General features: G+C 58.3%; 24 protein-coding genes. 3 read left to right on the top strand and 21 right to left on the bottom strand.

All coding sequences use genetic code 11. The annotated features are described in order from the left end of the window. Window positions 1-15: 15 nt before the first annotated feature. The 6 genes from FPL19_RS12325 to flhA all read right to left on the bottom strand — a co-directional run bounded on the left by FPL19_RS12325 (window position 16) and on the right by flhA (window position 6520). Window positions 16-810 carry a protein phosphatase CheZ gene (locus FPL19_RS12325; protein WP_150912860.1) on the bottom strand — a complete coding sequence of 265 codons (795 nt, stop codon included), beginning with the start codon at window positions 808-810 and terminating at the stop codon, window positions 16-18. A gap of 19 nt (window positions 811-829) precedes the next feature. Next, the gene (gene cheY, locus FPL19_RS12320; protein WP_150912859.1) at window positions 830-1213 is read right to left on the bottom strand and encodes a chemotaxis response regulator CheY; all 384 of its coding nucleotides are present in this window, start codon (window positions 1211-1213) and stop codon (window positions 830-832) included. Between the two features lie 98 nt (window positions 1214-1311). Beyond that, complete coding sequence (locus FPL19_RS12315) at window positions 1312-2046, bottom strand: RNA polymerase sigma factor FliA (RefSeq protein ID WP_150912858.1); 735 nt, start codon at window positions 2044-2046, stop codon at window positions 1312-1314. 30 nt (window positions 2047-2076) lie between these two features. Continuing rightward, window positions 2077-2889 (bottom strand): MinD/ParA family protein, encoded by an 813-nt coding sequence (locus FPL19_RS12310; RefSeq protein WP_150912857.1) that lies wholly within the window; start codon window positions 2887-2889, stop codon window positions 2077-2079. Between the two features lie 76 nt (window positions 2890-2965). After that, entirely contained in the window at window positions 2966-4297 is a 1332-nt protein-coding gene (flhF, locus tag FPL19_RS12305) for a flagellar biosynthesis protein FlhF (RefSeq protein ID WP_150912856.1), read from the bottom strand. Between the two features lie 60 nt (window positions 4298-4357). Beyond that, the gene (gene flhA / locus FPL19_RS12300) at window positions 4358-6520 is read right to left on the bottom strand and encodes a flagellar biosynthesis protein FlhA (RefSeq protein ID WP_150912855.1); all 2163 of its coding nucleotides are present in this window, start codon (window positions 6518-6520) and stop codon (window positions 4358-4360) included. A 242-nt stretch (window positions 6521-6762) separates the two neighbouring features. Here flhA and upp point away from each other — a divergent pair, with 242 nt between their 5' ends. Genes upp through FPL19_RS12285 form a run of 3 tightly spaced genes read left to right on the top strand, consistent with a single transcriptional unit; the run spans window position 6763 to window position 9507 of the window. Continuing rightward, a complete protein-coding gene (gene upp / locus FPL19_RS12295; protein ID WP_150912854.1) occupies window positions 6763-7401 on the top strand; it encodes a uracil phosphoribosyltransferase in 639 nt (212 codons plus the stop codon). Between the two features lie 2 nt (window positions 7402-7403). Next, window positions 7404-8657, top strand: a complete 1254-nt coding sequence (locus FPL19_RS12290; protein WP_150912853.1) for a uracil-xanthine permease family protein — start codon at window positions 7404-7406, stop codon at window positions 8655-8657. Beyond that, window positions 8638-9507, top strand: coding sequence for a class I SAM-dependent methyltransferase (locus FPL19_RS12285; protein WP_150912852.1), 870 nt, complete (start codon window positions 8638-8640; stop codon window positions 9505-9507). Before FPL19_RS12290 ends, FPL19_RS12285 begins: the two co-directional genes overlap by 20 nt. 215 nt (window positions 9508-9722) lie before the next feature. On the opposite strand, the gene flhB is transcribed toward FPL19_RS12285, so the two are convergent. The 15 genes from flhB to FPL19_RS12210 all read right to left on the bottom strand — a co-directional run bounded on the left by flhB (window position 9723) and on the right by FPL19_RS12210 (window position 21859). Further along, window positions 9723-10859 (bottom strand): flagellar biosynthesis protein FlhB, encoded by a 1137-nt coding sequence (flhB, locus tag FPL19_RS12280; protein ID WP_150912851.1) that lies wholly within the window; start codon window positions 10857-10859, stop codon window positions 9723-9725. A gap of 21 nt (window positions 10860-10880) precedes the next feature. Further along, window positions 10881-11663, bottom strand: coding sequence for a flagellar biosynthetic protein FliR (gene fliR, locus FPL19_RS12275; protein WP_150912850.1), 783 nt, complete (start codon window positions 11661-11663; stop codon window positions 10881-10883). A gap of 6 nt (window positions 11664-11669) precedes the next feature. Further along, complete coding sequence (fliQ, locus tag FPL19_RS12270) at window positions 11670-11939, bottom strand: flagellar biosynthesis protein FliQ (protein ID WP_150912849.1); 270 nt, start codon at window positions 11937-11939, stop codon at window positions 11670-11672. A gap of 2 nt (window positions 11940-11941) precedes the next feature. Continuing rightward, window positions 11942-12721, bottom strand: coding sequence for a flagellar type III secretion system pore protein FliP (gene fliP, locus FPL19_RS12265; RefSeq protein ID WP_150912848.1), 780 nt, complete (start codon window positions 12719-12721; stop codon window positions 11942-11944). A 1-nt stretch (window position 12722) separates the two neighbouring features. Next, window positions 12723-13142 (bottom strand): flagellar biosynthetic protein FliO, encoded by a 420-nt coding sequence (gene fliO / locus FPL19_RS12260; RefSeq protein WP_150912847.1) that lies wholly within the window; start codon window positions 13140-13142, stop codon window positions 12723-12725. Beyond that, the gene (gene fliN / locus FPL19_RS12255; protein WP_150912846.1) at window positions 13143-13655 is read right to left on the bottom strand and encodes a flagellar motor switch protein FliN; all 513 of its coding nucleotides are present in this window, start codon (window positions 13653-13655) and stop codon (window positions 13143-13145) included. After that, window positions 13648-14646, bottom strand: a complete 999-nt coding sequence (gene fliM, locus FPL19_RS12250) for a flagellar motor switch protein FliM (protein WP_150912845.1) — start codon at window positions 14644-14646, stop codon at window positions 13648-13650. Before fliM ends, fliN begins: the two co-directional genes overlap by 8 nt. Window positions 14647-14698: 52 nt before the next feature. After that, window positions 14699-15205 carry a flagellar basal body-associated FliL family protein gene (locus FPL19_RS12245; RefSeq protein WP_150912844.1) on the bottom strand — a complete coding sequence of 169 codons (507 nt, stop codon included), beginning with the start codon at window positions 15203-15205 and terminating at the stop codon, window positions 14699-14701. 159 nt (window positions 15206-15364) lie between these two features. Beyond that, on the bottom strand, window positions 15365-16624 hold the full coding sequence (locus FPL19_RS12240) for a flagellar hook-length control protein FliK (protein WP_150912843.1): 1260 nt from the start codon (window positions 16622-16624) through the stop codon (window positions 15365-15367). A gap of 95 nt (window positions 16625-16719) precedes the next feature. Further along, window positions 16720-17064 (bottom strand): Hpt domain-containing protein, encoded by a 345-nt coding sequence (locus FPL19_RS12235; protein ID WP_150912842.1) that lies wholly within the window; start codon window positions 17062-17064, stop codon window positions 16720-16722. After that, window positions 17061-18788 (bottom strand): ATP-binding SpoIIE family protein phosphatase, encoded by a 1728-nt coding sequence (locus FPL19_RS12230; RefSeq protein WP_150912841.1) that lies wholly within the window; start codon window positions 18786-18788, stop codon window positions 17061-17063. Before FPL19_RS12230 ends, FPL19_RS12235 begins: the two co-directional genes overlap by 4 nt. Continuing rightward, complete coding sequence (locus tag FPL19_RS12225; protein ID WP_150912840.1) at window positions 18785-19090, bottom strand: STAS domain-containing protein; 306 nt, start codon at window positions 19088-19090, stop codon at window positions 18785-18787. The genes FPL19_RS12230 and FPL19_RS12225 overlap by 4 nt, the downstream gene beginning before the upstream one ends. Before the next feature lie 93 nt (window positions 19091-19183). Beyond that, the gene (gene fliJ, locus FPL19_RS12220; RefSeq protein WP_150912839.1) at window positions 19184-19624 is read right to left on the bottom strand and encodes a flagellar export protein FliJ; all 441 of its coding nucleotides are present in this window, start codon (window positions 19622-19624) and stop codon (window positions 19184-19186) included. After that, window positions 19624-21009 (bottom strand): flagellar protein export ATPase FliI, encoded by a 1386-nt coding sequence (gene fliI, locus FPL19_RS12215; protein ID WP_150912838.1) that lies wholly within the window; start codon window positions 21007-21009, stop codon window positions 19624-19626. The genes fliJ and fliI overlap by 1 nt, the downstream gene beginning before the upstream one ends. Further along, a complete protein-coding gene (locus tag FPL19_RS12210) occupies window positions 20990-21859 on the bottom strand; it encodes a flagellar assembly protein FliH (protein WP_150912837.1) in 870 nt (289 codons plus the stop codon). The genes fliI and FPL19_RS12210 overlap by 20 nt, the downstream gene beginning before the upstream one ends. Window positions 21860-21864: the final 5 nt, after the last annotated feature.

Raw genomic sequence — 21864 nt, 5'->3', positions numbered from 1 at the left:
GCGCTATCCTCTTACTCAAAAACCAAGGCTGGACAGTAGATCGTCTACGTCGTCCTGCCCAGACATTACGTCTTCCCGCTCGTCCGCTTTGATCTGCGGGCCAACGCCCTTCTCGGCCGATTCCGGCTCACGTTGATCTGGACCGGGTTCGTAAACCGTCCCGGTTATCTGGTCAACGTGGCTGGCCATTACCACCAGGCTCAGCAAGTGCTCTTCCACCTCTTTTACCAGCGCCGTTACCTTTTGAATAACCTGGCCGGTGAGGTCCTGGAAGTCCTGGGCCAGCAGTATTTCCGACAGGTTGTCATAGGTGGCGCTGGCGTCGACATTCAGGGTTACAAAAAAACTGTCGATCCGTTTGTACAGGGCCCGGAATTCCGCCGGCTTCATTTCCCGGCGGCGCAATCGCTGCCACTCATCCCGTAATTCCGCCGCCTCATCGCGCATGGCACTGGCCCTGGGCATCGCATCTTCCACCAGGTCCATGGTGCGATTCGCCGCTTTGCTGGTCATCTGCACCACGTATTCAAGCCGGTCAGACGCGTCAGTCATTTTGGACAGCGCCTCAGACTGCTCGGCATTGCGCGGGTCAATCTGGAAATTCCGTATGGCCTCGTGCAGGCTCCGGGTCAGCCGGCCCACTTCGCGGTAAAGGCTCTGATCCCTAACCTCGGTCAGATCGTTAATCACCGTCATGGCGGCGGTATAATCACCTGCGTTTACCTGTTCGAGCAGTTGTTCAGCCTGGCTTTGAAGTTTTGCCTTGGCCTCCGGCTCCAGCCCCTGACCGTCCGTCTCTTGCTTGCTCATAGAGCCATCCGACCTCTGGTTACTGGATCCGTTCGAAGATCTTCTCGATCTTTTCCTTCAGAACGGCTGCGGTGAACGGTTTTACCACGTAACCATTCACACCGGCCTGCGCCGCCGCCACGATCTGATCACGCTTGGCTTCCGCAGTTACCATCAACACGGGCAGAGTCTTCAGGTCATCATCAGCCCGGACCTCTTTAAGAAGGTCCAGCCCTGACATGCCGGGCATGTTCCAGTCCGTCACCAGAAAGTCATACTTGCCGCTTCGAAGCATCGGCAGAGCTGTGTTGCCATCATCTGCCTCATCGGTGTTACTAAAACCGAGATCTCTCAGCAGATTTTTGATGATCCGTCGCATGGTTGAGAAATCATCCACGATCAGGATTTTCATGTTTTTGTCCAATGGGACCTCCAGTTAGCAATGCCCGGAATTCATATTCGGCGGTTGGCCGACAGTCTAGCAGGCCACGGTTTATGAAAGCCGCTACTTTATGTAAAGCATTATTTCTGATGCCAGTCTGCGAGCCGCCCGCGCAAGCGTAACGCCGCCTGGCTGTGGATCTGGCTGACGCGGCTTTCGCTTACACCGAGTACCGCACCAATTTCTTTAAGGTTGAGCTCTTCCTGGTAATACAGGCTCAACACCAGTTTCTCGCGTTCAGGCAGATCATCAATCGCGCCCGCCAGGCTGGATTTGAATTTCGCCGAAGCCAGACCTTCAAGCGGGTTATCGCCCACGTTCTGTTCGTCTATCGGCAGGTCGCCGGATTCATTGAGCTCATCAAGACTAAAAAGTCGTCCGCTGTTGGCATCACTCAGCCCGGCGTAATAGTCATTAATATCAAGCCCCATCTCTTCCGCCACTTCCCAGTCCTGGGCTTCGCGACCTAGACGGTCCTCGACAACCTTGATGGCACTGGAAATACGGCGGGCATTACGGTGGACCGAACGGGGAACCCAGTCGCCTTTGCGGATCTCGTCCACCATGGCACCACGGATGCGAATGCCGGCGTAGGTCTCAAAGGTGGCGCCCTTGGTAGACGTATATCGCTGGGAGGCTTCCAGCAGACCCATCATGCCGGCCTGCATCAGATCTTCCAGTTGAACCGAGGGAGGCAGACGGGCCATCAGGTGAAGGGCAATTTTCTTGACCAGAGGTGCGTGCTCCTCAACAAGCGCTGAAGGGCCGCCGTTTCCGGTTCTCTTGTAGATTCCAAGTTCTTTCGCCAATGTCATGTATCCAGTTACTCGGTGACAGGACCAAAATCAGACTTCGACGAGCCGCTCCACAAAGAATTCCAGATGGCCTCTCGGGGAGGACGGTAGCGGCCAGTGGTCAACCTTCTCGGCAAGCGCCTTGATCGCCAGTGATGCCTTGGCCCGGGGGTAGGCATCCAGAACCGCTTTTTGCCGCTGGACGGCTTTCTTGACCGCTTCGTCATAGGGCACCATACCAACATATTGTAGCGCTACATCAAGGAACCGCTCGGTCACGCGGGTCAGTTTCTCGAACAGGTGGCGCCCTTCCTGTTCGTTGCGAACCTGATTGGCCAGAATTCGGAAACGGTTGGTGCCGTAATCGCGGTTCATCAGCTTGATGAGTGCGTAAGCATCGGTAATCGAGGTGGGTTCGTCACAGACCACCAGCAGCAGCTCCTGGGAGGCTCGAAGGAAGCTCACAACGGATTCGGAAATGCCGGCGGCGGTGTCGACAATCAACACATCAATCTGGTCACCAAGCTCACTGAAGGCATTGATCAGCCCTGCGTGTTCAAGGGTGGACAGCTGGGTCATTCGCTGGGTACCGGACGAAGCCGGCACGATCTTGATGCCGCCGGGGCCGTTGACCAGAACGTCGCGCAGATCGCACTCACCGGAAATAACGTCCTGGATATTGCGGTTGGCGGTAATACCGAGCAGGACATCAATGTTGGCAAGACCCAGGTCCGCGTCCAGCAGCACCACCCGCCGCCCCATCTGGGACAGCGCAATACCCAGGTTGACTGATACGTTGCTTTTGCCAACGCCCCCTTTGCCGCCTGTTACCGCAATTACCTGAACCGGGTGTGGTCTGCTCATACTGACTCTGGTCTCTTGCCTCTGAAAAGCGAGGTCACTGTTTTGTAATTAGAATACTGTTTGCGTATCGCTGTTCCTAAACTGCGACCGGGGCCTGCTGCTGAAGTTTCTTCAGCCTTTCCACGGCCATGCGCACCAGGGGAACCGCCTGTGCATGGTGAAGGTCTTCCGGGATTTTCTGTCCGTCAGTGTAGTACGCCACGGGCAGACCAGTCTCCATGACGAATCCCAGAGCCTCTCCCAGAGTAAGCGCCTCATCGGTTTTGGTCACCACGCAACCTGCAAGATTTGCCATCTTATAGCAATGCCAGACCGATTTCATAATCCGCGGCTGACTGGTGGCCGATGCAACCAGATGGGTCTTGATCTGGTGGTGACTGCGAGCCAGTTCATTGAGCTGTTCCTCGTAGCCTTTGTCCGAGCTGGTCAGTCCTGCGGTATCAATCAGAACCAGGTGCCGGTCCGACAGCTCGTCCAGAATATCATCCAGTGAATGGCGTTCATCAACCACCCGCACCGGTACATTAAGGATGCGGCCAAATACAAAAAGCTGTTCATGGGCCGCCACCCGGTAGCGATCAGTGGTCACCAGCGCCAGCGATTCGGGGCCATGGCGCAGCACATAGTGGGCAGCAAGCTTACCGATGGTGGTGGTCTTGCCAGAGCCAGTAGGGCCGACCAGCGCGTAAACACCCCCTTCGCTGGCCCACTCGCCGCGGGACGTTTTCAGGCCGGCCGCCAGAAGTTTCAGGCTCTGTTTCCAGCCGTCTTCCAGTCTGCCTTCACGGTGACGCCGGGCCAGACTGCCCGACAGTTCAGCCGCCAGACCAAATTCCTGAAGCCGTTCGGAAAGACGCTGCTGAACCGCGCTGATAGCGGGTTTTTCTGCGGCGGCGTCCGGCCTGCTGCCATTACGACGGGCGCTGTCACCCTGCCCCTGGCGCTGGGCACTCATCATATCCCTGAGCGAGCTAATTTCGGCGCGCATCTGGGCCAGCTCGCCTGAGTAGCGGTCATCAGCGAAGTCACTGCCGGAGTCAGCATTCGATTCGGGGTAAGCCCTGGCGAATTCATCGGTGGGTGCCGGCTTCTGCTTTTCTGCTCTGCCCTGCTCCGACTGGCCGTCGCGGACTTCGCGGATGCGATCACGGGATCGGTTCAGCTCGGCTTCCAGTTTACGGTGCTGTTCTGCCTGCAACTCGGCCAGACGTGACCCATTGGTGGCATCTTTGGCCGCATCGCCAAGGCGTTGACGCGCCATATTTTCGTCGTAGTCCAGGGCAGTGACGATTTCGACGCCGCCATCCACCCTTCGGTTGGAGAGAATCACCGCGTCTTCCCCCATCTGGTCACGGACCTGGCGAAGCGCCTCCGACATGCTCTGGGCAAAAAACCGTTTTACTTTCATGATGAACCTTCCTCCAGGGCCTCCGATGTTTCTAGCCGGCCGCTACGTGAACCGTCGTCATTACTGGCCGACGGACGCCACAATTGTTATCTGCTTGTTATCCGGCACTTCCTGATAGGACAGGACATGCAGGCGCTCGACACCGTAGCTGGCAAACCGTGCCAGAACCGGCCTGAGAGGGCCGGAAACCAGCAGGATAGCGGGCTTGCCCAGCATCTCCTGCCGCTGAACGCTTTCTCTGAGAGATCGTTGCAGCTTCTCGACCATATTGGGCTCCAACACCAGCCCGATATCATCCTGACCGCCGGATTGTTGACTCTGCTGAACGCTCTTGAGCAATAACTGTTCCAGATCCGGATCCAGGGTAATCACCGGAATCTCGCTTTCGTTGCCGCAAATGCTCTGGATGATCATCCGGCGCAGTGCCTGGCGAGCCATGGTGGTCAAAACTTTAGGGTCCTGGCTGCGGGGATGCACATTGACGATGGCTTCAGCAATCGAACGCATATCCCTTATCGGCACTTCTTCCTTCAGCAGGTTCTGAAGCACCTTCAGCAGGACGCTGATAGACACGGCGGTGGGCACCAGCTCCTCGGCCAGCTTGGGCGAGATTTTCTCCAGCTGGTCGAGCCATTTCTGCACTTCCTCGTGCCCCAGCAGCTCATGGGCGTGCTTCTGCAGAATCTGGTTGAGATGGGTGGCCACCACGGTGCTGGCATCCACAACGGTGTAACCCAGGGTCTGGGCCTGATCCTTTTTATCCGGCTCTATCCAGCTGGCATCCAGACCAAAGGCCGGGTCCTTTCCTTCGATGCCCTCTATTTTCCCGAACACCTGCCCGGGATCGATGGCCAACTCCCGGTCCGGGTGAATTTCGGCTTCGGCGATAGTCACGCCCATCAGCGTAATGCGGTAGACGTTGGGCATCAGGTCGAGGTTGTCGCGAATATGGACCGAGGGCATCAGGAAGCCCAGATCCTGGGACAGCTTCTTGCGCACGCCCTTGATGCGGCTCAGCAGTTGTCCGCCCTGGGACTTATCCACCAGAGGAATCAATCGGTAGCCCACTTCCAGACCCACGATGTCCACTGTGGACACATCGTCCCAGCCCAGCTCGCGGGTTTCACCCGGAGCGGGCAACTGGCCGGCCTGGCCCTGATCGTCGGCGGAAATATCCCGTCCGGCGGGGCGGGCGCCGCCACTGCGGGCGGGAACCACGGTTTCCTCTTCGACAGTCTGCCGGTCCTTCTTCCAGATGTACCAGGCAATCACCGCCGCGATGCTACCCAGCCCCAGAAACGCCACATGGGGCATGCCCGGAATCAGACCCAGAATAATCAGGATGAAGGCCGCAATGCCAATGGCCTTGGGTGCGTCAAACATCTGCTGCAGAATCTGCCCACCCATATCCTGGCTGGAGGTAACGCGGGTCACCATGATCGCCGCAGAGGTGGCCAGCAACAGTGAGGGGATCTGCGCCGCCAGACCATCACCAATGGTCAGCAGCGCGTAGTTCTGCATGGCGGTTCCGAAATCCAGCCCGTGCTGGATCATGCCGATGGCCACACCACCAATAATGTTGATGGCCAGGATCAACAGGCCGGCAATCGCATCGCCTTTTACAAACTTGCTGGCACCATCCATGGAACCGTAAAAATCCGCTTCCTGGGCGATTTCGGAGCGACGTGATTTCGCCTCTTCCTGGTTGATCAGCCCGGCGTTCAGGTCGGCATCAATGGCCATTTGTTTGCCCGGCATGGCGTCAAGGGTGAAGCGCGCACTGACTTCCGACACCCGGCCGGCACCCTTGGTGACCACCAGGAAGTTAATGATCATCAGAATGGCGAATACAATCAGGCCCACGGCGTAGTTGCCGCCAATCAGCACCGCACCGAACGCCTCGATAACCTGACCGGCCGCGTCCCCGCCCTCCTGGCCGTTCAGCAGTACCACTCGGGTCGAGGCGACGTTAAGGGCAAGCCGGAAGAGCGTGGCCACCAGCAGAACCGTCGGGAAAGCCGCAAACTCCACCGGCCGCAACGCATAGACACAGACCAGCAGAATCACCATGGACAGCGTGATGTTGAACGTGAAGAACACGTCCAGCAGGAAGGTCGGCATGGGCAGAATCATCATGCCCAGCAAACCCATCAGCATCACGGGTATACCAATATTTCCCCGCGTCAGGGATTTGACACTGCTGAGGGCTAACGCTCGGTCCATGCCGGAAAAGTCTCCGATAGGCGGTTTGTTACTGACAGGGCCGGTCGTTTTTTTGACACAAGGGGCCCGTTTCCACTGGCTACCGCAATATCCGTACCAGCACTCAAGGAATTTCTTAACCTGTAGCCTGACGCTCCTTTTCAGATGCGGTATCCTTGCGCCTTTGCGGGTGTTTTTGCACCCTGCCGCTGTTCGACACTGTCTGAAAAACGACCGATAACGACTGATTAAAAGGTACGCTCATGCCCATTCACGAGGTAAAACATCCGCTGATCCGCCACAAACTCGGCCTGATGCGCCGTGCCGAAATCAGCACAAAGAACTTCCGGGAACTGGCGCAGGAAGTGGGAGCGCTGCTGACCTATGAAGCCACCAAAGACTTCTCGCTCCAGCCCAAAACCATTGAAGGCTGGGCCGGGCCGGTAACCATCGAGCAGATCCAGGGCAAGAAAATCACCATCGTGCCGATTCTTCGCGCCGGTCTGGGCATGCTGGACGGCGTCCTGAGCCTGATACCCGGCGCCCGGGTCAGTGTGGTGGGCCAGGTCCGTAACGAAGAAACTCTGGAAGCCAGCACCTATTTTGAAAAACTGGTCGGGGAGCTGGACCAGCGGATGTCCATGATTGTCGACCCTATGCTGGCCACCGGCGGCTCGCTGATTTCCACTATCGACCTGCTCAAGAAAGCCGGCAGCACCGAGATCCGCGCTCTGATCCTGGTAGCCGCGCCGGAAGGCGTGCAAAAGGTGTTGGAAAAGCACCCGGACGTGTCCATTTACACCGCTTCCATTGACGATGGCCTGAACGACAAGGGCTACATTCTTCCGGGCCTGGGCGACGCAGGCGACAAGATTTTCGGCACCAAGCAGAAGGACGTTTAAGCATGCAGGACCATACCAACGATCCGGTCTGGAAACAGGCGATTGCCGGCTCACAGATGCTACTGGTGGCCTTCGGCGCACTGGTGCTGATGCCACTGATCACCGGGCTGGACCCGAACGTGGCACTGTTTACCGCCGGCATCGGCACCCTGATTTTCCACATTGTGACTGGTGGCCAGATTCCCATCTTCCTGGCCTCGTCCTTTGCCTTTATCGCCCCCATCATGGCGGCCAAAGGCCGGTTCGGCCTGGAAGAAACCCTGGGCGGCTTGATGGCGGCAGGTATTCTTTACATCATCCTAAGCGGGTTGGTGCGGGCCCGGGGCACCGGCTTCATCACCCGCCTGCTGCCGCCGGTGGTCATTGGCCCGGTGATCATGGTGATCGGGCTTAGTCTGGCGCCGGTGGCGGTGCACATGGCCTCCGGTCGCACCGGTGATGGCTCCACCCAGCTGATTCCCTACGACACCGCGATCTGGATTGCCATGATCTCGCTGGCGGTCACACTGGTGATGTCGGTCTGGGCCAAGGGCATCTTCCGCCTTATTCCCATCATGTTCGGCATTGTGGTGGGCTACGTGCTGTCCGCTATTATGGGCATCGTTGACCTGTCGCCCATCACCAACGCCCCCTGGTTCGCGGCCCCCAATTTCGTCGCGCCGGCCTTCAGCATGAGCGCCATCCTGTTCATGGTCCCTGTGGCCATTGCGCCGGCCATTGAACACATCGGCGACATCCTGGCCATCGGCAGCGTCACCCACAAGGACTACCTGAAAAAGCCCGGCCTGCACCGCACCCTGCTCGGCGACGGCCTGGCCACCAGCGCCGCTGCTGCCCTTGGCGGGCCGCCCAACACCACCTATTCTGAAGTGACGGGCGCTGTAATGCTGACCCGCAACTTCAACCCAAGGGTGATGATCTGGGCCGCCGGCATTGCGATTGTGCTGGCCTTCGTGGGCAAATTCGGCGCGGCATTACAGACCATACCGGTACCGGTCATGGGCGGCATTCTGTGCCTGCTGTTCGGCTCTATTGCGGTAGTCGGCCTGAACACACTGATTCGCCACCAGGTGGACCTGTCCCAGGCCCGCAACCTGGTGATCGTTGCCATTACCCTGGTATTCGGCATCGGTGGCATGGCGATTGGCAATCTGGAAGGCATTGCCCTGTGCGCCGTGGCGGCTATCTTCCTGAACCTGGTACTGCCCGGCAAAGGAGAAGCCTGGGGAAACCTTGATGAAACTCCGAACCGTTAAAGACCGGTCGGTAAAGGACAGCACCGGCATAAGCTTCACCGCCCTGTACACCGGTGCCGTCTGGCACCGGCACGGGCTGTCCGATGACATACTGGCCACCGACCAGGGAAAGTGGCTGTACCACCTGATGACCCCCTTCGAAGCTGCCAGCAAAGCGGTGGTGGGGGGTAACCTTCGAACCTTCCTGCTGCAGCGCCATCTGATCATCGATCACCTGATTGAACAGACAATCGATCGCGGCGTCACCCAGATACTGGAAATCGCCTGCGGCATGTCGCCCAGGGGTATCCGTCTTCGAGAAAAGTACCCAAAGATCCACATGGCCGAAGCCGACCTGCCGAACATGGCCACCCGCAAGGCCTCCAGACTGCTGATATCCGGCCACCTGGGCGCCCGCCACCAGGTCATGCCCATTGATATACTGGCGACCGCTGGTGACCATTCGCTGGAAACAGTGATGGCCCGAACCTTTGACAACAACGAACCGGTGATTGTTATTACCGAAGGCCTGACCAGCTATTTTTCGCTGCCGGTTATCTCGGAGTTCTGGAAACGCCTGGCCGGCCTGATGCAGGAACGGCCGGGCTCGGTTTACCTGTCAGAGAGCTACCTGATGCCTACTCAGCCGCTGTTACGCGGTGGCCTGAAAGCGCTGGGTGGGATTCTCGGAACGGTCACGCGTAGTGATGTGAGCTTTCATTTTGAGGACGATCGGCAGGCGGCGGAGCATTTTGCTGGGTGCGGCTTTTCGTCGCTGACGGTTCACAATCCGGTGGATTTTTATGGTCGGCTTTCGATACCGGAGAGCAGGAATGATCCTATGGTGCGGGTTGTTGAGGCTGGGGTCTGAGAGGGGCGTTGTCGGATTACGCTTTGCTAATCCGACCTACGGTATCTGAATGGCCAGAAGTGGTTCTTCGGATGGGCTGCCCAAAACTGTGCGGAGCCATGGATGGCGGAGCCCAAGCGTCACATGGATGTGCCGCAAGGAGCGTGTTTTGGGCAGCCCATTCGAAGAACCACCCAGCACCGAATCCGCAGGCTAACGAGGGCGAGCTACCAAGCTCAAACATCCCGCCGCAGATCCGAAGGAATCGGGAAATCCGGAACATGAGGCTTGTCGCCACGCCCTTTGCGGAACTGGCGCAGCTGGAAAACGTAGGCCAGGACCTGGGCTATTGCCATGTAGAGGCCGTCGGGAATCTCGTCGCCGACTTTGGTGTTGTGATAGACCGCCCGTGTCAAAGGCGGTGTCCGCATCACCTCTACCTTGTGCTCCCGGGCGATCTCCATAATCTTGAACGCTGTCTGGTCATGCCCCTTCGCCACTACAATCGGCGCCGCCATCTTCTTCTGGTCGTACTTCAGCGCCACCGCATAATGGGTCGGGTTGGTAATCACCACGTCGGCACCCGGCACATCCTGCATCATGCGCCGCTGGGCCATTTCACGCTGCAGCTGACGGATCCGGCCCTTCACTTCCGGTTTGCCTTCCGTGTCCTTGTACTCGTCCTTGACCTCCTGCATCGTCATCTTGAGCTTTTTCTGGTGATCGTAGATCTGGAAAGGCACGTCGATCACCGCAATAACAATCGTCGCGCAGGCCAACACCAGAAAGCTCCAGCCCAGCGTCCAGAGCACGTGCTCCATCGCCCCCCGGAACGACTCGGATGAAATACTCAGAAGGTCATCGGTTCGCAGATCCAGGATCAGGATCGCCACGGCCATTACCAGGCCGACCTTGAGGATCGCCTTGACCAGCTCAATCAATGAGCGCATGGAGAACATCCGCCCCAGCCCCTTGATCGGGTCCATGCGGTTGAGTTTGGGCGCAATGGCCTTGCCGCTGATCAGCAGGCCACCGATGCCAATGGAACCGGCAATGGCGGCGATCAGCATCACAACTAACAGAGGCGCAGTGGCAAGGGTAGCTTCTTTGGCAGAGGCCAGCAGATGAAGGGTCATCTGCCCGGTGTCGAATATATCCGTACGGTCAAGCACAAAGCTGTCACGCATGATGCCGGCCATGGACTTGCCCATGGACGCGCCAAAAACCAGCAGCCCCATGGCGCCGGAGATAAGCACGGCCATGGTTGCCAGTTCCTTGGAACGGGCCGTCTGGCCATCCTCCCGGGCTTTTTCAAGTCGTCGGGGGGTCGGCTCTTCCGTTTTTTCCTGGCTGTTTTCGTTCTCTTCGGCCATCTCGGAACCCTGAGCTCAGCTTCAGGGCAGGCCCTGCAACTGACGCATGTATTCGAACGTTTCCCGGGTGTACTGCTCGAAATGTGGCAGAAAATTGGCGTGCAGCACCCATATGGAAAACAATCCAAAAATCAGGCCAATCGGGAAACCCAGGGCAAAAATATTCATCTGCGGCGCGGCGCGGGTCATCACGCCGAAGGAAATGTTGACGATAAACACCGCTGTGACCGCCGGCAGCGCCAATAGCACGGCCGATACGAAAATCCAGGAAATCCGGTGGGCCAGCGACCAGACACCGGCCTGCCCCAAGCCTTCGAGACCAACGGGCATGGTGTAGAAACTCTCGATAAACACATCGAAAGCGACCAGGTGACCGTTCATGGACAGGTAGAGCAAGGTGATGGTTATGGTGTAGATCTGCGCCAGCACCGCCACGTTAATGCCATTGGCCGGGTCCACCATCGAGGCAAAACCCAGGCCCATCTGCATGGCAATCATCTGGCCCGCCACCACGAAAAGCTGAAACAGAGCAGTCAGAGCAAACCCCATGCCGACGCCAATCAGTATCTGTTGAAGAGTAATGACCACTGCCTCGGCACTGAGGGCGTCCACCTGGGGAACCTGGGGAATCATGGGCACAATCAGCACGGTCATCAGCAACGCCAGCCCCATTCGTATTCGGGCTGGCACCAGCTGGGTGCCAATAAACGGGATCACCATCATGAAACTGGCCAGCCTGAAAAACGGCCAGAAATGCTGGCCGATCCACTGGCTGATGATGTCCGCGGTGATTTCCGTTGGCATTCCCGGTCAGCCGATCAGGTAGGGAATGCTGGAAATCAGTCGCTCAGCGTGATCAATCAACTGGGTCAGCATCCACGGACCGGCAACAATGATGGTCAGCAGCGTGATCAGCAGACGGGGCAGAAAGCTCAGGGTCTGCTCGTTGATCTGGGTCGCAGCCTGGAACGTGCTGACCACCAGGCCAATGATAAGGCCCGGCCCGATAATCAGGCTGGCCAGCAGCACAATCATCCAGAGCGCCTCGCGGAGAATATCTATAACGGTTTGTGGGGTCATGGCTATATCCCGTAGCTGGCGGCCAGGGTGCCCATGATCAGGGACCACCCATCCACCAGCACAAACAGCATGATTTTGAACGGCAGCGAGATAATGATCGGCGACAGCATCATCATACCCATCGCCATCAGAACGCTGGCCACTACCATGTCGATAATCAGAAAGGGAATAAACAGAATAAACCCGATCTGGAAGGCGGTTTTCAGTTCACTGGTGACGAACGCCGGCAACAGCACCCAGAAAGACACTTCCTCAGGGCTGGCGTACTGCTCGTCTGCAATGCCCATGAACAGCGCCAGGTCGCTTTCGCGGGTCTGTGCCATCATGAAATCCCGAAAGGGCTCGCTGGCCTGCTGAACCGCTTCAAGAGAGGTTATCTCCTGCTCCATATAGGGCTGCAGGGCCACCGTATTCACCTCTTCAAGCACCGGTTTCATGATAAAAATCGTCAGGAAAAGGGTCAGGCCCAGAAGTACCTGATTCGACGGCGTAGACTGCAGACCCAGCGCCTGCCGCAGTATGGCAAACACTACGATGATGCGGGTAAAGGACGTCATCATCATCAGCATCGCCGGCAGGAACGTCAGCGCTGTCATGAACGCCAGAATCTGCAGGGATACCGAGTATTCCTCCACACCCTGCCCTTCGCCCGGGGTCACGGTGAACGCGGGAATGCCGGGAATCCCCTGTGGTGCTGACTGGGCCAAGACCGACGGCGCGCATACAAGAAGCAGAATCAGCGACAGCAGAGACACACTTTGCCGGGACAGCCGGAACCTCATATCAGGAATCTTCCCTGTTGGATGAGCCGGAGCCCCAGGATTTGCCGATCATGCCCTGCAGTTTCCGCGCAAAATCGCCGGAGGCAGGCTCGCTGGACGATACCACCGCCTCGTCGAAAACGTGGAGGGTGCGAATGGTCTGGGGAGTAACGCCAACCAGAATCTGCTTGCCGCCCACCTCGATCAGGGCAACTCGCTCCCGCGTGCCCATGGACATCACTGACACCACCTTGATGGCGCGGGTATTGCCGCCGCTCATGCCACCCATCCGCCGCACGATCCAGGCGCAGCCGAAAATTATGGCAAGCACCGCCAGCAGGCCCAGACCAAGAGTCAGCATGGTGGCCAGGGTGTCTGGTGCCGAGCCGGTTCCAGTCGCTGCTGCTGACGCCGCTGCCGCGGTCTCCTCCGGACCCGCCATTTACTTCTGCAACCGCTTGATGCGCTCGCCCGGGCTGATGACGTCTGTCAGACGTATGCCGAACTTCTCGTTAACCATCACCACCTCGCCGTGGGCGATCAGCGTGCCGTTCACCAGCACATCCAGCGGCTCACCCGCCAGCCGGTCCAGCTCGATCACCGAGCCCTGGTTCAGTTGCAGCAGGTTGCGGATGGGAATCTGGGTATTGCCCACCTCCATGGAAATGGTCACCGGGATATCAAGGATTACGTCCAGGTCGGGTGCCGGGCCATCCCCCTGGGCGATTTTCGAGCCTTCGGGAAACTCCTCCATGGGGGCCGAACGCACGTTGGACTTTTCCTCGTCCCCGGATTCCCCGGCTTCTTCCATGGCGGCCGCCCACTCGTCCTCGCGATCACCGTCACCGGACTTGTCGTCAGAGCCTCCGGATTCTTCCATGGCCGATTCCCACTCGGCGGCAAGCTTCTCGTCTTCGCTGAGCTCCTGCTCGTCTTTCTTGTCGTCGTCAGCCATTGCGTCCCACCTTCAATTGTTTTTTGACCTTGGGCACCGATGCCCGATTCCTGATTTTCAGTGCCAGCTTGCCGTCCCGGGTTCCCAGGGTGGCGTTGTAGATAGGAATGCCATTCGCAGTCAGGGTCAGCGTCTCCGGCATCTCTACCGGAATAATGTCGCCATCCTTGAACTTCGCTACATCCCGCAGCGATATGCGGCGACGGCAAACCGTGGCGTTAATCGGCACGTAGACGTCTTTGATGTCTTCCTGAAGGGCATTGACCCAGCGCTCATCCACATCATCGATATCACTCTGAACCCCCGCATCCAGAACGTCCCGTACAGGCTCGATCATGGAGTAAGGCATGGCCATGTGCAGTTCACCGCCGCCGCCGTCCAGCTCGATATGGAAAGTGCTCACAACGACCACCTCACTCGGGCTGACGATGTTGGCCATCGCCGGGTTAACTTCCGAGCTGAGGTATTCAAAGTCGACTTTCAGAACTGCATGCCAGGCTTCACGCATGTCGTGAAACACCTGGTTCAGCACCATCTGGACAATCCGCGTTTCGGTGGGGGTGAATTCCCTGCCTTCAATCTTGGCGTGACGTCCCTCGCCGCCAAAGAAATTGTCCACCAGTTTGAACACCAGCTTGGCGTCCAGCACAAACAGGGAGGTACCTCGCAGTGGCCGAACCTTGGTCAGGTTCAGGCTGGTAGGCACGTAAAGCGTGTGAATGTATTCGCCGAATTTCATGATCTGGACACCGCCAGTCGACACATCGGCGTTGCGGCGCAACAGATTGAAAAGGCTGATGCGGGTGTAACGGGCAAAGCGCTCGTTGATCATCTCGAGCGTTGGCATCCGGCCACGGACGATCCGATCCTGACTGGCGAGGTCGTAGTCTTTTACCCCCTCGCCATCAGATTCCTCATAGGTATCGATATCGCCGTCATCCACTCCGTGGAGTAGCGCATCGATTTCGTCCTGTGACAGTAAGTCCTGCATACGTTTCTCAGCCTCTGAGTTAAGCCCGAAAGACTTTTATGGCCATCTCTTGCTATTGAACCACGAAGTTCCTGAACAGCACCCGTTGCAGAGGCGGCTCGCCTTCCTGCTCCAGTACCGTGTTGGCGGCAACCAGCATCTGATCCGCCAGTTGCTTCCGCCCTTCCGGCGTCTGCAATTCCATAAAATCACTGCCTGCCAGCACGCCCAAAAGCTGACTGCGTACCAGCGGCATGTGCAGGCTGGCGGCGGCAAGGGCGTCCTGATCCGTAGCTTCCAGAGCCACATAAACCTGGGCGTACCGTTGGCGCCCCTCTGCCTCGACCGTGGTCACCAAAGCTTTTTCCAGAACCGTGTAGCCGCTGGGAACAAAGGCCTCTTCCGCCTCCTCGGCCGGCACTTCTTCGCTGCTCAGGCCCGGAATGTCGGCGCCAATGAACCAGAGCGTGCCTACCACTGACAAGCCCACCGCCATCACCACCAGCAAGGTCAGAATGATGATCAGTTTGAGCTTTCCCTTCTTGGGAGGCGCTTCCGCAGGTGCGTTGTTTTCAGCCATAAGTATCGTCTGCCAGAAATCCGTCGTAACGGCCAGGTTTAAGGGATAAGAAGCAAAGGGCGGGCCAGAATGGCAAAACCCCCTTACCGGAACAGCAGTTTAGCGCTGGTAAGGGGGTTCGGCAAAGCCTGTGGCAGGAAGTTCTTTATGGCAGGTTAATCAGGCGAAGACATCCACTTCGCCTTTCCAGCTAAGGTCCAGGGATTGCGGTGCGGCACCGGTCTCGTCAGCGTCGACATCGGACAGGAGACCGTTACCGCTGCCAGCGTTTTCACCATTATCGCCATCACCGGCCTGGTCGCGGCCGGAATCGGATACATCAAACTGCTCCAGAGACAGGCCCTGCTCGCTGAGCATATCCCGCAGGCGATGACTGTGCAGTTCAAGCTGGTCCCGGACCGCCGGGTTGGCGGAGTGAACCGTTATGTTCGCCTGTTCATTCTGAACCTGAACCCGAACCTCCATGGGCCCCATATCCGGTGGCGTCAGATGAATCTCGGCGACGGACATATTCGCAGCGGTCAGCCAGGTGAGCTTGCCAGCCATTTTGTCGCCCCACTCGGCGTGACCGACCGGTACATCAATAGATGTGGCGTAGCCTCGCATGACCGGCGCGTCTGGGGCCATTTTCGGCGTATTCACCGCGTTGGCCTGGGCGTTGACCGACTCCATAGCGCCCTGAAACCGGATCGCATTCTGCAGCAGGGGGCTTTCCGACGCCTTGGCTGCCTCGGTACTGACGCCGGCCAACAGAGTTTCCGTCAATGCCATGCCTGACGTCGATGTATTCTGGGCCTGCAAGCCCATACTTCCGTTTTTACCAGTGCCGCCCTGCCCCGCCAGAGACATGATCGATCCCTGAATAAAGGGCAAAGCCTGGCCGCTCGGGCCGGTGCCAGTGCCGTTCGCCGCCGCCCCGGCAGTTCCGCTCGCCAGCGTACCACCCGCTCCCTGAAGCTGGGCTCCGGCAACCAGTGACTGCAGGTCGGCAAAGGTCATGGCCAAGCTGTCCACCGCAAGCTGGTCCGGATCCGCTGTTACGTCTCCCGTTCCCGACAGGGGCTGAACGGGTTCTGCCCCGTCCTCACCCTTGCCAGCGGCAATATTCTGCCCGGACTCGTTACCGGACTTTTCGCCTGCAGGATCGGTGGAATCTGCCGTCTTCGCGGACTCATCCGACTTTCCGGCTTTGGCGGTGTCCGCCGCATCCGGCTTTTCAGTGTCCGGCTTTTTGCTGTCGGCTTTCTCGGCGTCTGCTTTTCTGGCCTTTGCCTCCAGCCGCTCCTTCTCGGAACGGGACACCGCGTCAAAGGAACTTTCACCGGTTTTGTCATCGCCCGGTCGGGACGACGCAGCGGTGTTGGCGGCCTCGGAGTGCGCCTTGCTGGAAAGATTTTGTGGGAGAACCATCTGTGACATGGCAACCTCTTGCCGCTTTTGCTTTGGAAAGTGCGCTGATAGTCAGCACTTCCGGTAAAGCGAGCAAAACCGATGCCATCATCGCAGTGGTTTAATCAGGCAAGGAATCTTTTGAGGGTTTCTTCCACATGCTGGAACTCTGTCTCGATGTCATCCACAACATGGGACGCTTCGTCCAGACGATTGTCCTTGCCCACCTCTTCCGCTCGCCGGCAGAGTGCGCCAAGTCTGGGTGCTCCGATATTGATCGAGCTTCCTTTGAAGCTGTGGGCGGTTTTGGCAAACGCGTCGGCGTCCGCCTTACCGATGGCGTTACGGAGGTAACTTATCCGATCGGACGAATCCTTCAGATAGGTTTCAATCAGGACATCGAATTCATCTTCCATGACATCCTGAAGTTCCGTAAGCGCCTCTTCGTCTAGGTGCGGTTTGTCATTCATGACCAACCCCCTGTTTGTTTGGTGGCTAACTCCCAATCATAAACAATTTCAACCCTGCTACCATACTCCGAATAGCGCAGGGAATGCCCGAGTTTCTTCATCAGCAGCAACCCGCGACCGCTGTATCCGGCGCCCGGGCTTACCGAGGTCCCCCGATTATCCGGGCTGAACCCGCGGCCGCTGTCTTCACAGACGATCGTCAGCCGTCCGCCCTCCTCCGTGGCTCCGTGAGTCAGCTCGAACCTTATGAAATGACCGCTGACATCCTCGAGCCGACGTTCTCTTTCCTCGTAATAATAGCTGAAACCATCAGAAGAGCGCTTCAAATCGGAGGAAAGGTCCAGAACACCGTGTTCCAGCGCATTATTGTAGAGCTCGGACAGAAGCGTATAGATATCCGCGGTCTTGCGCCTCAACCCCGGTACCTCCATGCAGATATGCAGCAAAAGTGGCAATGGGCTGAACTGGGCCAGGGTCTCATCCCGCACTTCGTACACGCAGTACCATTGGGCCGGGCCCATTAAAGAGGATTGCGGCAGTCGCTGGGCAGACTCCTGGAATTCCGAGGCAATCACCATTTCCAGGGACACCAGTGTCAGGTCGTCCTGGCTGGACTGTTCACCGGTAAAGGCCCGAATGTCCTCAAGCAGGGTATCAATTGCCGCCTCCCCGTCAGGAGCGGCCTCCAGGGCTCGCCAGAGACGGGCCTCTCCATAGCGCTCGAACTGCTCATTCTCTGCCTCAAGCACGCCATCAGTCATCATCAGCAGTCGGTCGCCGGCGTCCGTCTGGAACAGATCCATGCTGGCATCAAAGCGTGCTGCGTTGAGAACACCCAGGGGTAGATGCCGCGACGCGACGGTCTCGCGCATGCCGTCCTTCCTGAACAGCAGGCCATCCGGTAGACCACCATTCCAGATTTTCAGCTGGTTCAGGTGAAAATCCGCCTGTACCAGGGCCGCGCAACAGAACATGCCGGTAGGCAGAATCCGGCACAGCTTGTCGTTGATCTCACGCAGCACGTCGCTTCCGCTAAAGCCCATGCTGGTCATGCCGTAAAAAATTTCCGCAATCGGCAGCGCCCCGATAGCCGCAGGCAGACCATGCCCGGTGAAATCGCCAATCAGCACATGCATGCCCCCGGCAGGCCTCGGGCAGGCAAACAGGATGTCGCCATTGAAGATCGACAGGGGCGAGACGTGATAGCGAATATTGTCGGCATCCAGGCAGCCGGTATGGGCAATGTTGTCGAACACCCGTCTGGCCAGTTGCTGTTCTTCAAGAAGCTGACTGTTTCGCTCGCGGATCAGATCCCGCTGCTGGCTCAGGGTCCGGTGCATTTTCCGCATCCGGTTAAATGCACCCAGCTTCGCCTGGATGATGATCTTGTTGTAGGGCTTGGTAAGAAAGTCGTCGCCGCCAGCATCCAGGCACCGGGCCAGGGCATCGGCATCCGTCAGAGACGTCAGAAAAATGACAGGCACCAGCTCCTCGCCGGCCAGATCCTTGATTTTCCGTGCCGCAGTGATGCCATCCATCACCGGCATCAACACATCCAGCAAAACAATATCCGGTCGGTAATCGGAAAAAACGGCAACGGCTTCCCCGCCATCGGCCGCCGCCCTGACTTCATGGCCAAGGCGTTTCATCAGGGTTTTGAGGATCAGCCGGTCACTGTCGCTATCATCAGCGATCAGGATTCTGAGTGGCTGGTTGCCCGTCATTTAATGGAGAAAAGCTGCTCGAAGTTGGAAATGGTCAGAATCCGGCGCACGTCGTTATTACAGTTCTGAAGCTGGATTCGGGCGCTGTCACCACCGGCATGATCGCGGAGCAGCAACAGCATGCCCAGTGCCGAGCTATCGAGATAGGTGGTATCGGAGAGGTCCACAATAAACTTCTGCACATCGCTGGTCTCGTGCTCATAGGCATTGCGGAATGCCTGGTGAGTACTGAAATCAAATCGTCCCTCAATGCGGATGGTCAGGGTACGACCATCATCACTGCGATGTGTCTGAATCGGCATTCATGAGCCTCCGTAAAATCCATGGATTGTAAGCGAAAAGCAGATAGGACTTTATACTAAAGGATAGTTCAATGCCGGAATTTTGCATCCGTGTTAGCGGCGACGCTGGTAAACCCGGTTGGCGGCCTCATCTGCCAGTTTCTGCTCGCGGGCATCCATGTCCTGCTGCTCCTGACGGCGACAGGTTTCAATATACTTCTCCATGCCCCGCCGGCGCTCCCACGCCCTTTGCCAGGCCTCGCGGCAGCTGTCCAGCCGTGCTTCTGCCTGCTGCAGTACCGACTGCTGCTGGGTAATCACCTGATCCAGCTGGCCAATAAATGCCTGATAGGCCTGCAGGCGGGACACCGGCACAACACCGCGCTGGTTCGCGCGGATCTGGTCACGGTACTCCTGCTGATAGCTTTCGAGGTTTTCGATCTGCTGGCGCTGGGCCTCGTGGGCCTTCTGGGCTTCTGCCATTTTTTCCAGCGCCTGTTTTTCCTTCTGCTCTTCCAGCTTCAGCACCACTTGAAGGCGTTGCGACCGCAGCATCAGCGGGCCTCGCTTTCATTGCCGGAAGGCGGTGTTTTGGGACGATCAGGCGAACGACGCTCGGGAACCACGGCCATCAGTTGTTTCACGCTTTCATCCAGCGTGGCGCTGTCATTCAGGCCCTGCTGCAGGAACTGGCGCATATTGGCAATGTGGGCAATGGCAAAATCCGTTTCCGGATCAGAGCCTTTGACATAAGCCCCGACACTGATCAGATCCCGTGCCTGCTGGTAGCGGGAGTAGACCTGTTTGAATCGCTGGGCCCGCGCGAAATGGGCAGGGTCTGTCACCTGGGGCATGACCCGGCTGATGGACGCTTCCACATCAATGGCCGGATAGTGGCCCTCTTCCGCCAGCCGTCGGGACAGCACGATATGGCCATCAAGAATCGCCCGGGTGGCATCGGCAATCGGGTCCTGCTGGTCGTCCCCTTCTGTCAGCACCGTGTAGAAGGCGGTAATGGAACCTCCGCCGGGACGACCGTTACCGGTGCGCTCCACCAGTTGCGGCAGCTTGGCAAACACCGAGGGCGGGTAGCCCTTGGTTGCCGGGGGCTCGCCTACCGCCAGGGCTATTTCACGCTGGGCCTGGGCGTAGCGTGTGAGTGAATCCATCAGTAACAGGACCCGTTTACCCTGGTCCCGGTAATATTCGGCAATACGGGTAGTCAGCATGGCGGCCCGCAGACGCATCAGGGGCGAATCATCGGCTGGCGAGGCCACGACCACGGACCGGGCCAGGCCTTCCTCACCCAGAATGTCCTCAATGAATTCCTTGACCTCACGGCCCCGCTCGCCGATCAGACCGACCACGGTAATATCCGCATCGGTGAAGCGCGTCATCATGCCCAGCAGCACACTTTTACCCACGCCGCTGCCGGCAAACAGCCCCAGTCGCTGGCCCTGGCCCACGGTCATCAGTGAGTTGATCGCGCGGATACCCACATCCATTGACTGGCGAACCGGCGCTCGATCCAGCGGGTTGATGATGTCCCCACTGAGCGCCACCCGCTTTTCCGTTTGCAGCGGGCCCTTGCCGTCCAGCGGTTCACCGTTGCCGTTGACCACCCGGCCAAGCAGCTCCGGCCCCACCGGCACACGGCTCGCCCTGGCCATGGGAACAACCCGGGCACCGGGACGAAGCCCCTCGATGGCGGTCAACGGCATCAGATAGACGCGTTCGTCTTCAAAGCCCACCACTTCGGCCTCAACGGTGCCCGTGCCCTGCCCGGTAATAATACAGCGGTCGCCCACCACCATCGGGCAACCCACGCATTCCAGTGTCAGCCCCACCATCCGGGTGAGGCGGCCCGACAGCTCAGGTTCGGGCGCCCGGGCCAGACCTTTCTGCAAACGGTTCAGACGATCAGCCAGACCTACCGTCATGGTCGTCGCCCTCCCCGCTGTCGGTGTTCTCCTGGTTATCAAGTACATCGCGACGGAAATCCGTCAGATCGCCCATCATTGCGTCCAGCTCTTCGCCGTCGCCGGGCGTTTCCTGATCCAGTTCCTCGCTCAACATGTCCTGCACGGCTTTCTGGAAGCGTCGTTCGATGGTGAAATCCACGAGGCTGTGCCGGGTTTCAAGCTTGCAGCCGCCTCGCATGATGGCCGCGTCTTCCACCACGGAAGCCTTTGCCTCAAAGCGCTCGGCTACTTCGCTGACGAACTCGTAGTCATCGGGGTGGATATGAATGCGGACGTTTTCACGGGTAGAAGGCAGTGTGGCCATCGCCTTTTTCACCACGGCAGTAATCTGGGAGGAATCCAGCGACAATTCGCGATACAGCACAGCTCTGGATAGAACCGTGGTCAGGTTCACCAGTGCGCTTTCCAGCTCGTCCTCATGACGCTGAATCGGCACCAGCAACTCGCCCATGAGCTCTTCCAGGCGCTCCAGCCTGGCTTCAACGTCTTTCCGGGTTTCTTCCAGGCCCTTTTCGGTGCCCGTCTCCCGACCCTGGGCTTCGCCGGAGGCAAAGCCCTCTTTGTGGCCGGCTTCATGGCCTTCTTTGTGCCCCGCTTCGTAGCCTTCCTTGCGACCTTCCTCAAGCCCGTCTTCGCGGGCGGCCTTGCGGATTTCGTCGATATCGGCCGCGGTCAGGGGCTTTACATCCCGCTCTTCTTCCCGTGCCACCTCGTTGCCACGGGCATCCAGCAACGGAAGCTCCCAGCGCTCGTAAGCGGTGAGATTTTCCTTGGGAATGCGGTCGAGGTTGCGGCGCGGGTCTTTCATCAGTT

The organism is Marinobacter halotolerans (assembly GCF_008795985.1).
In the GTDB taxonomy this organism is placed as follows: Bacteria; Pseudomonadota; Gammaproteobacteria; order Pseudomonadales; family Oleiphilaceae; genus Marinobacter; species Marinobacter halotolerans.
Note: the sequence above shows the minus strand (reverse complement) of the source record. Positions and strands in the feature narration are given on the sequence as shown.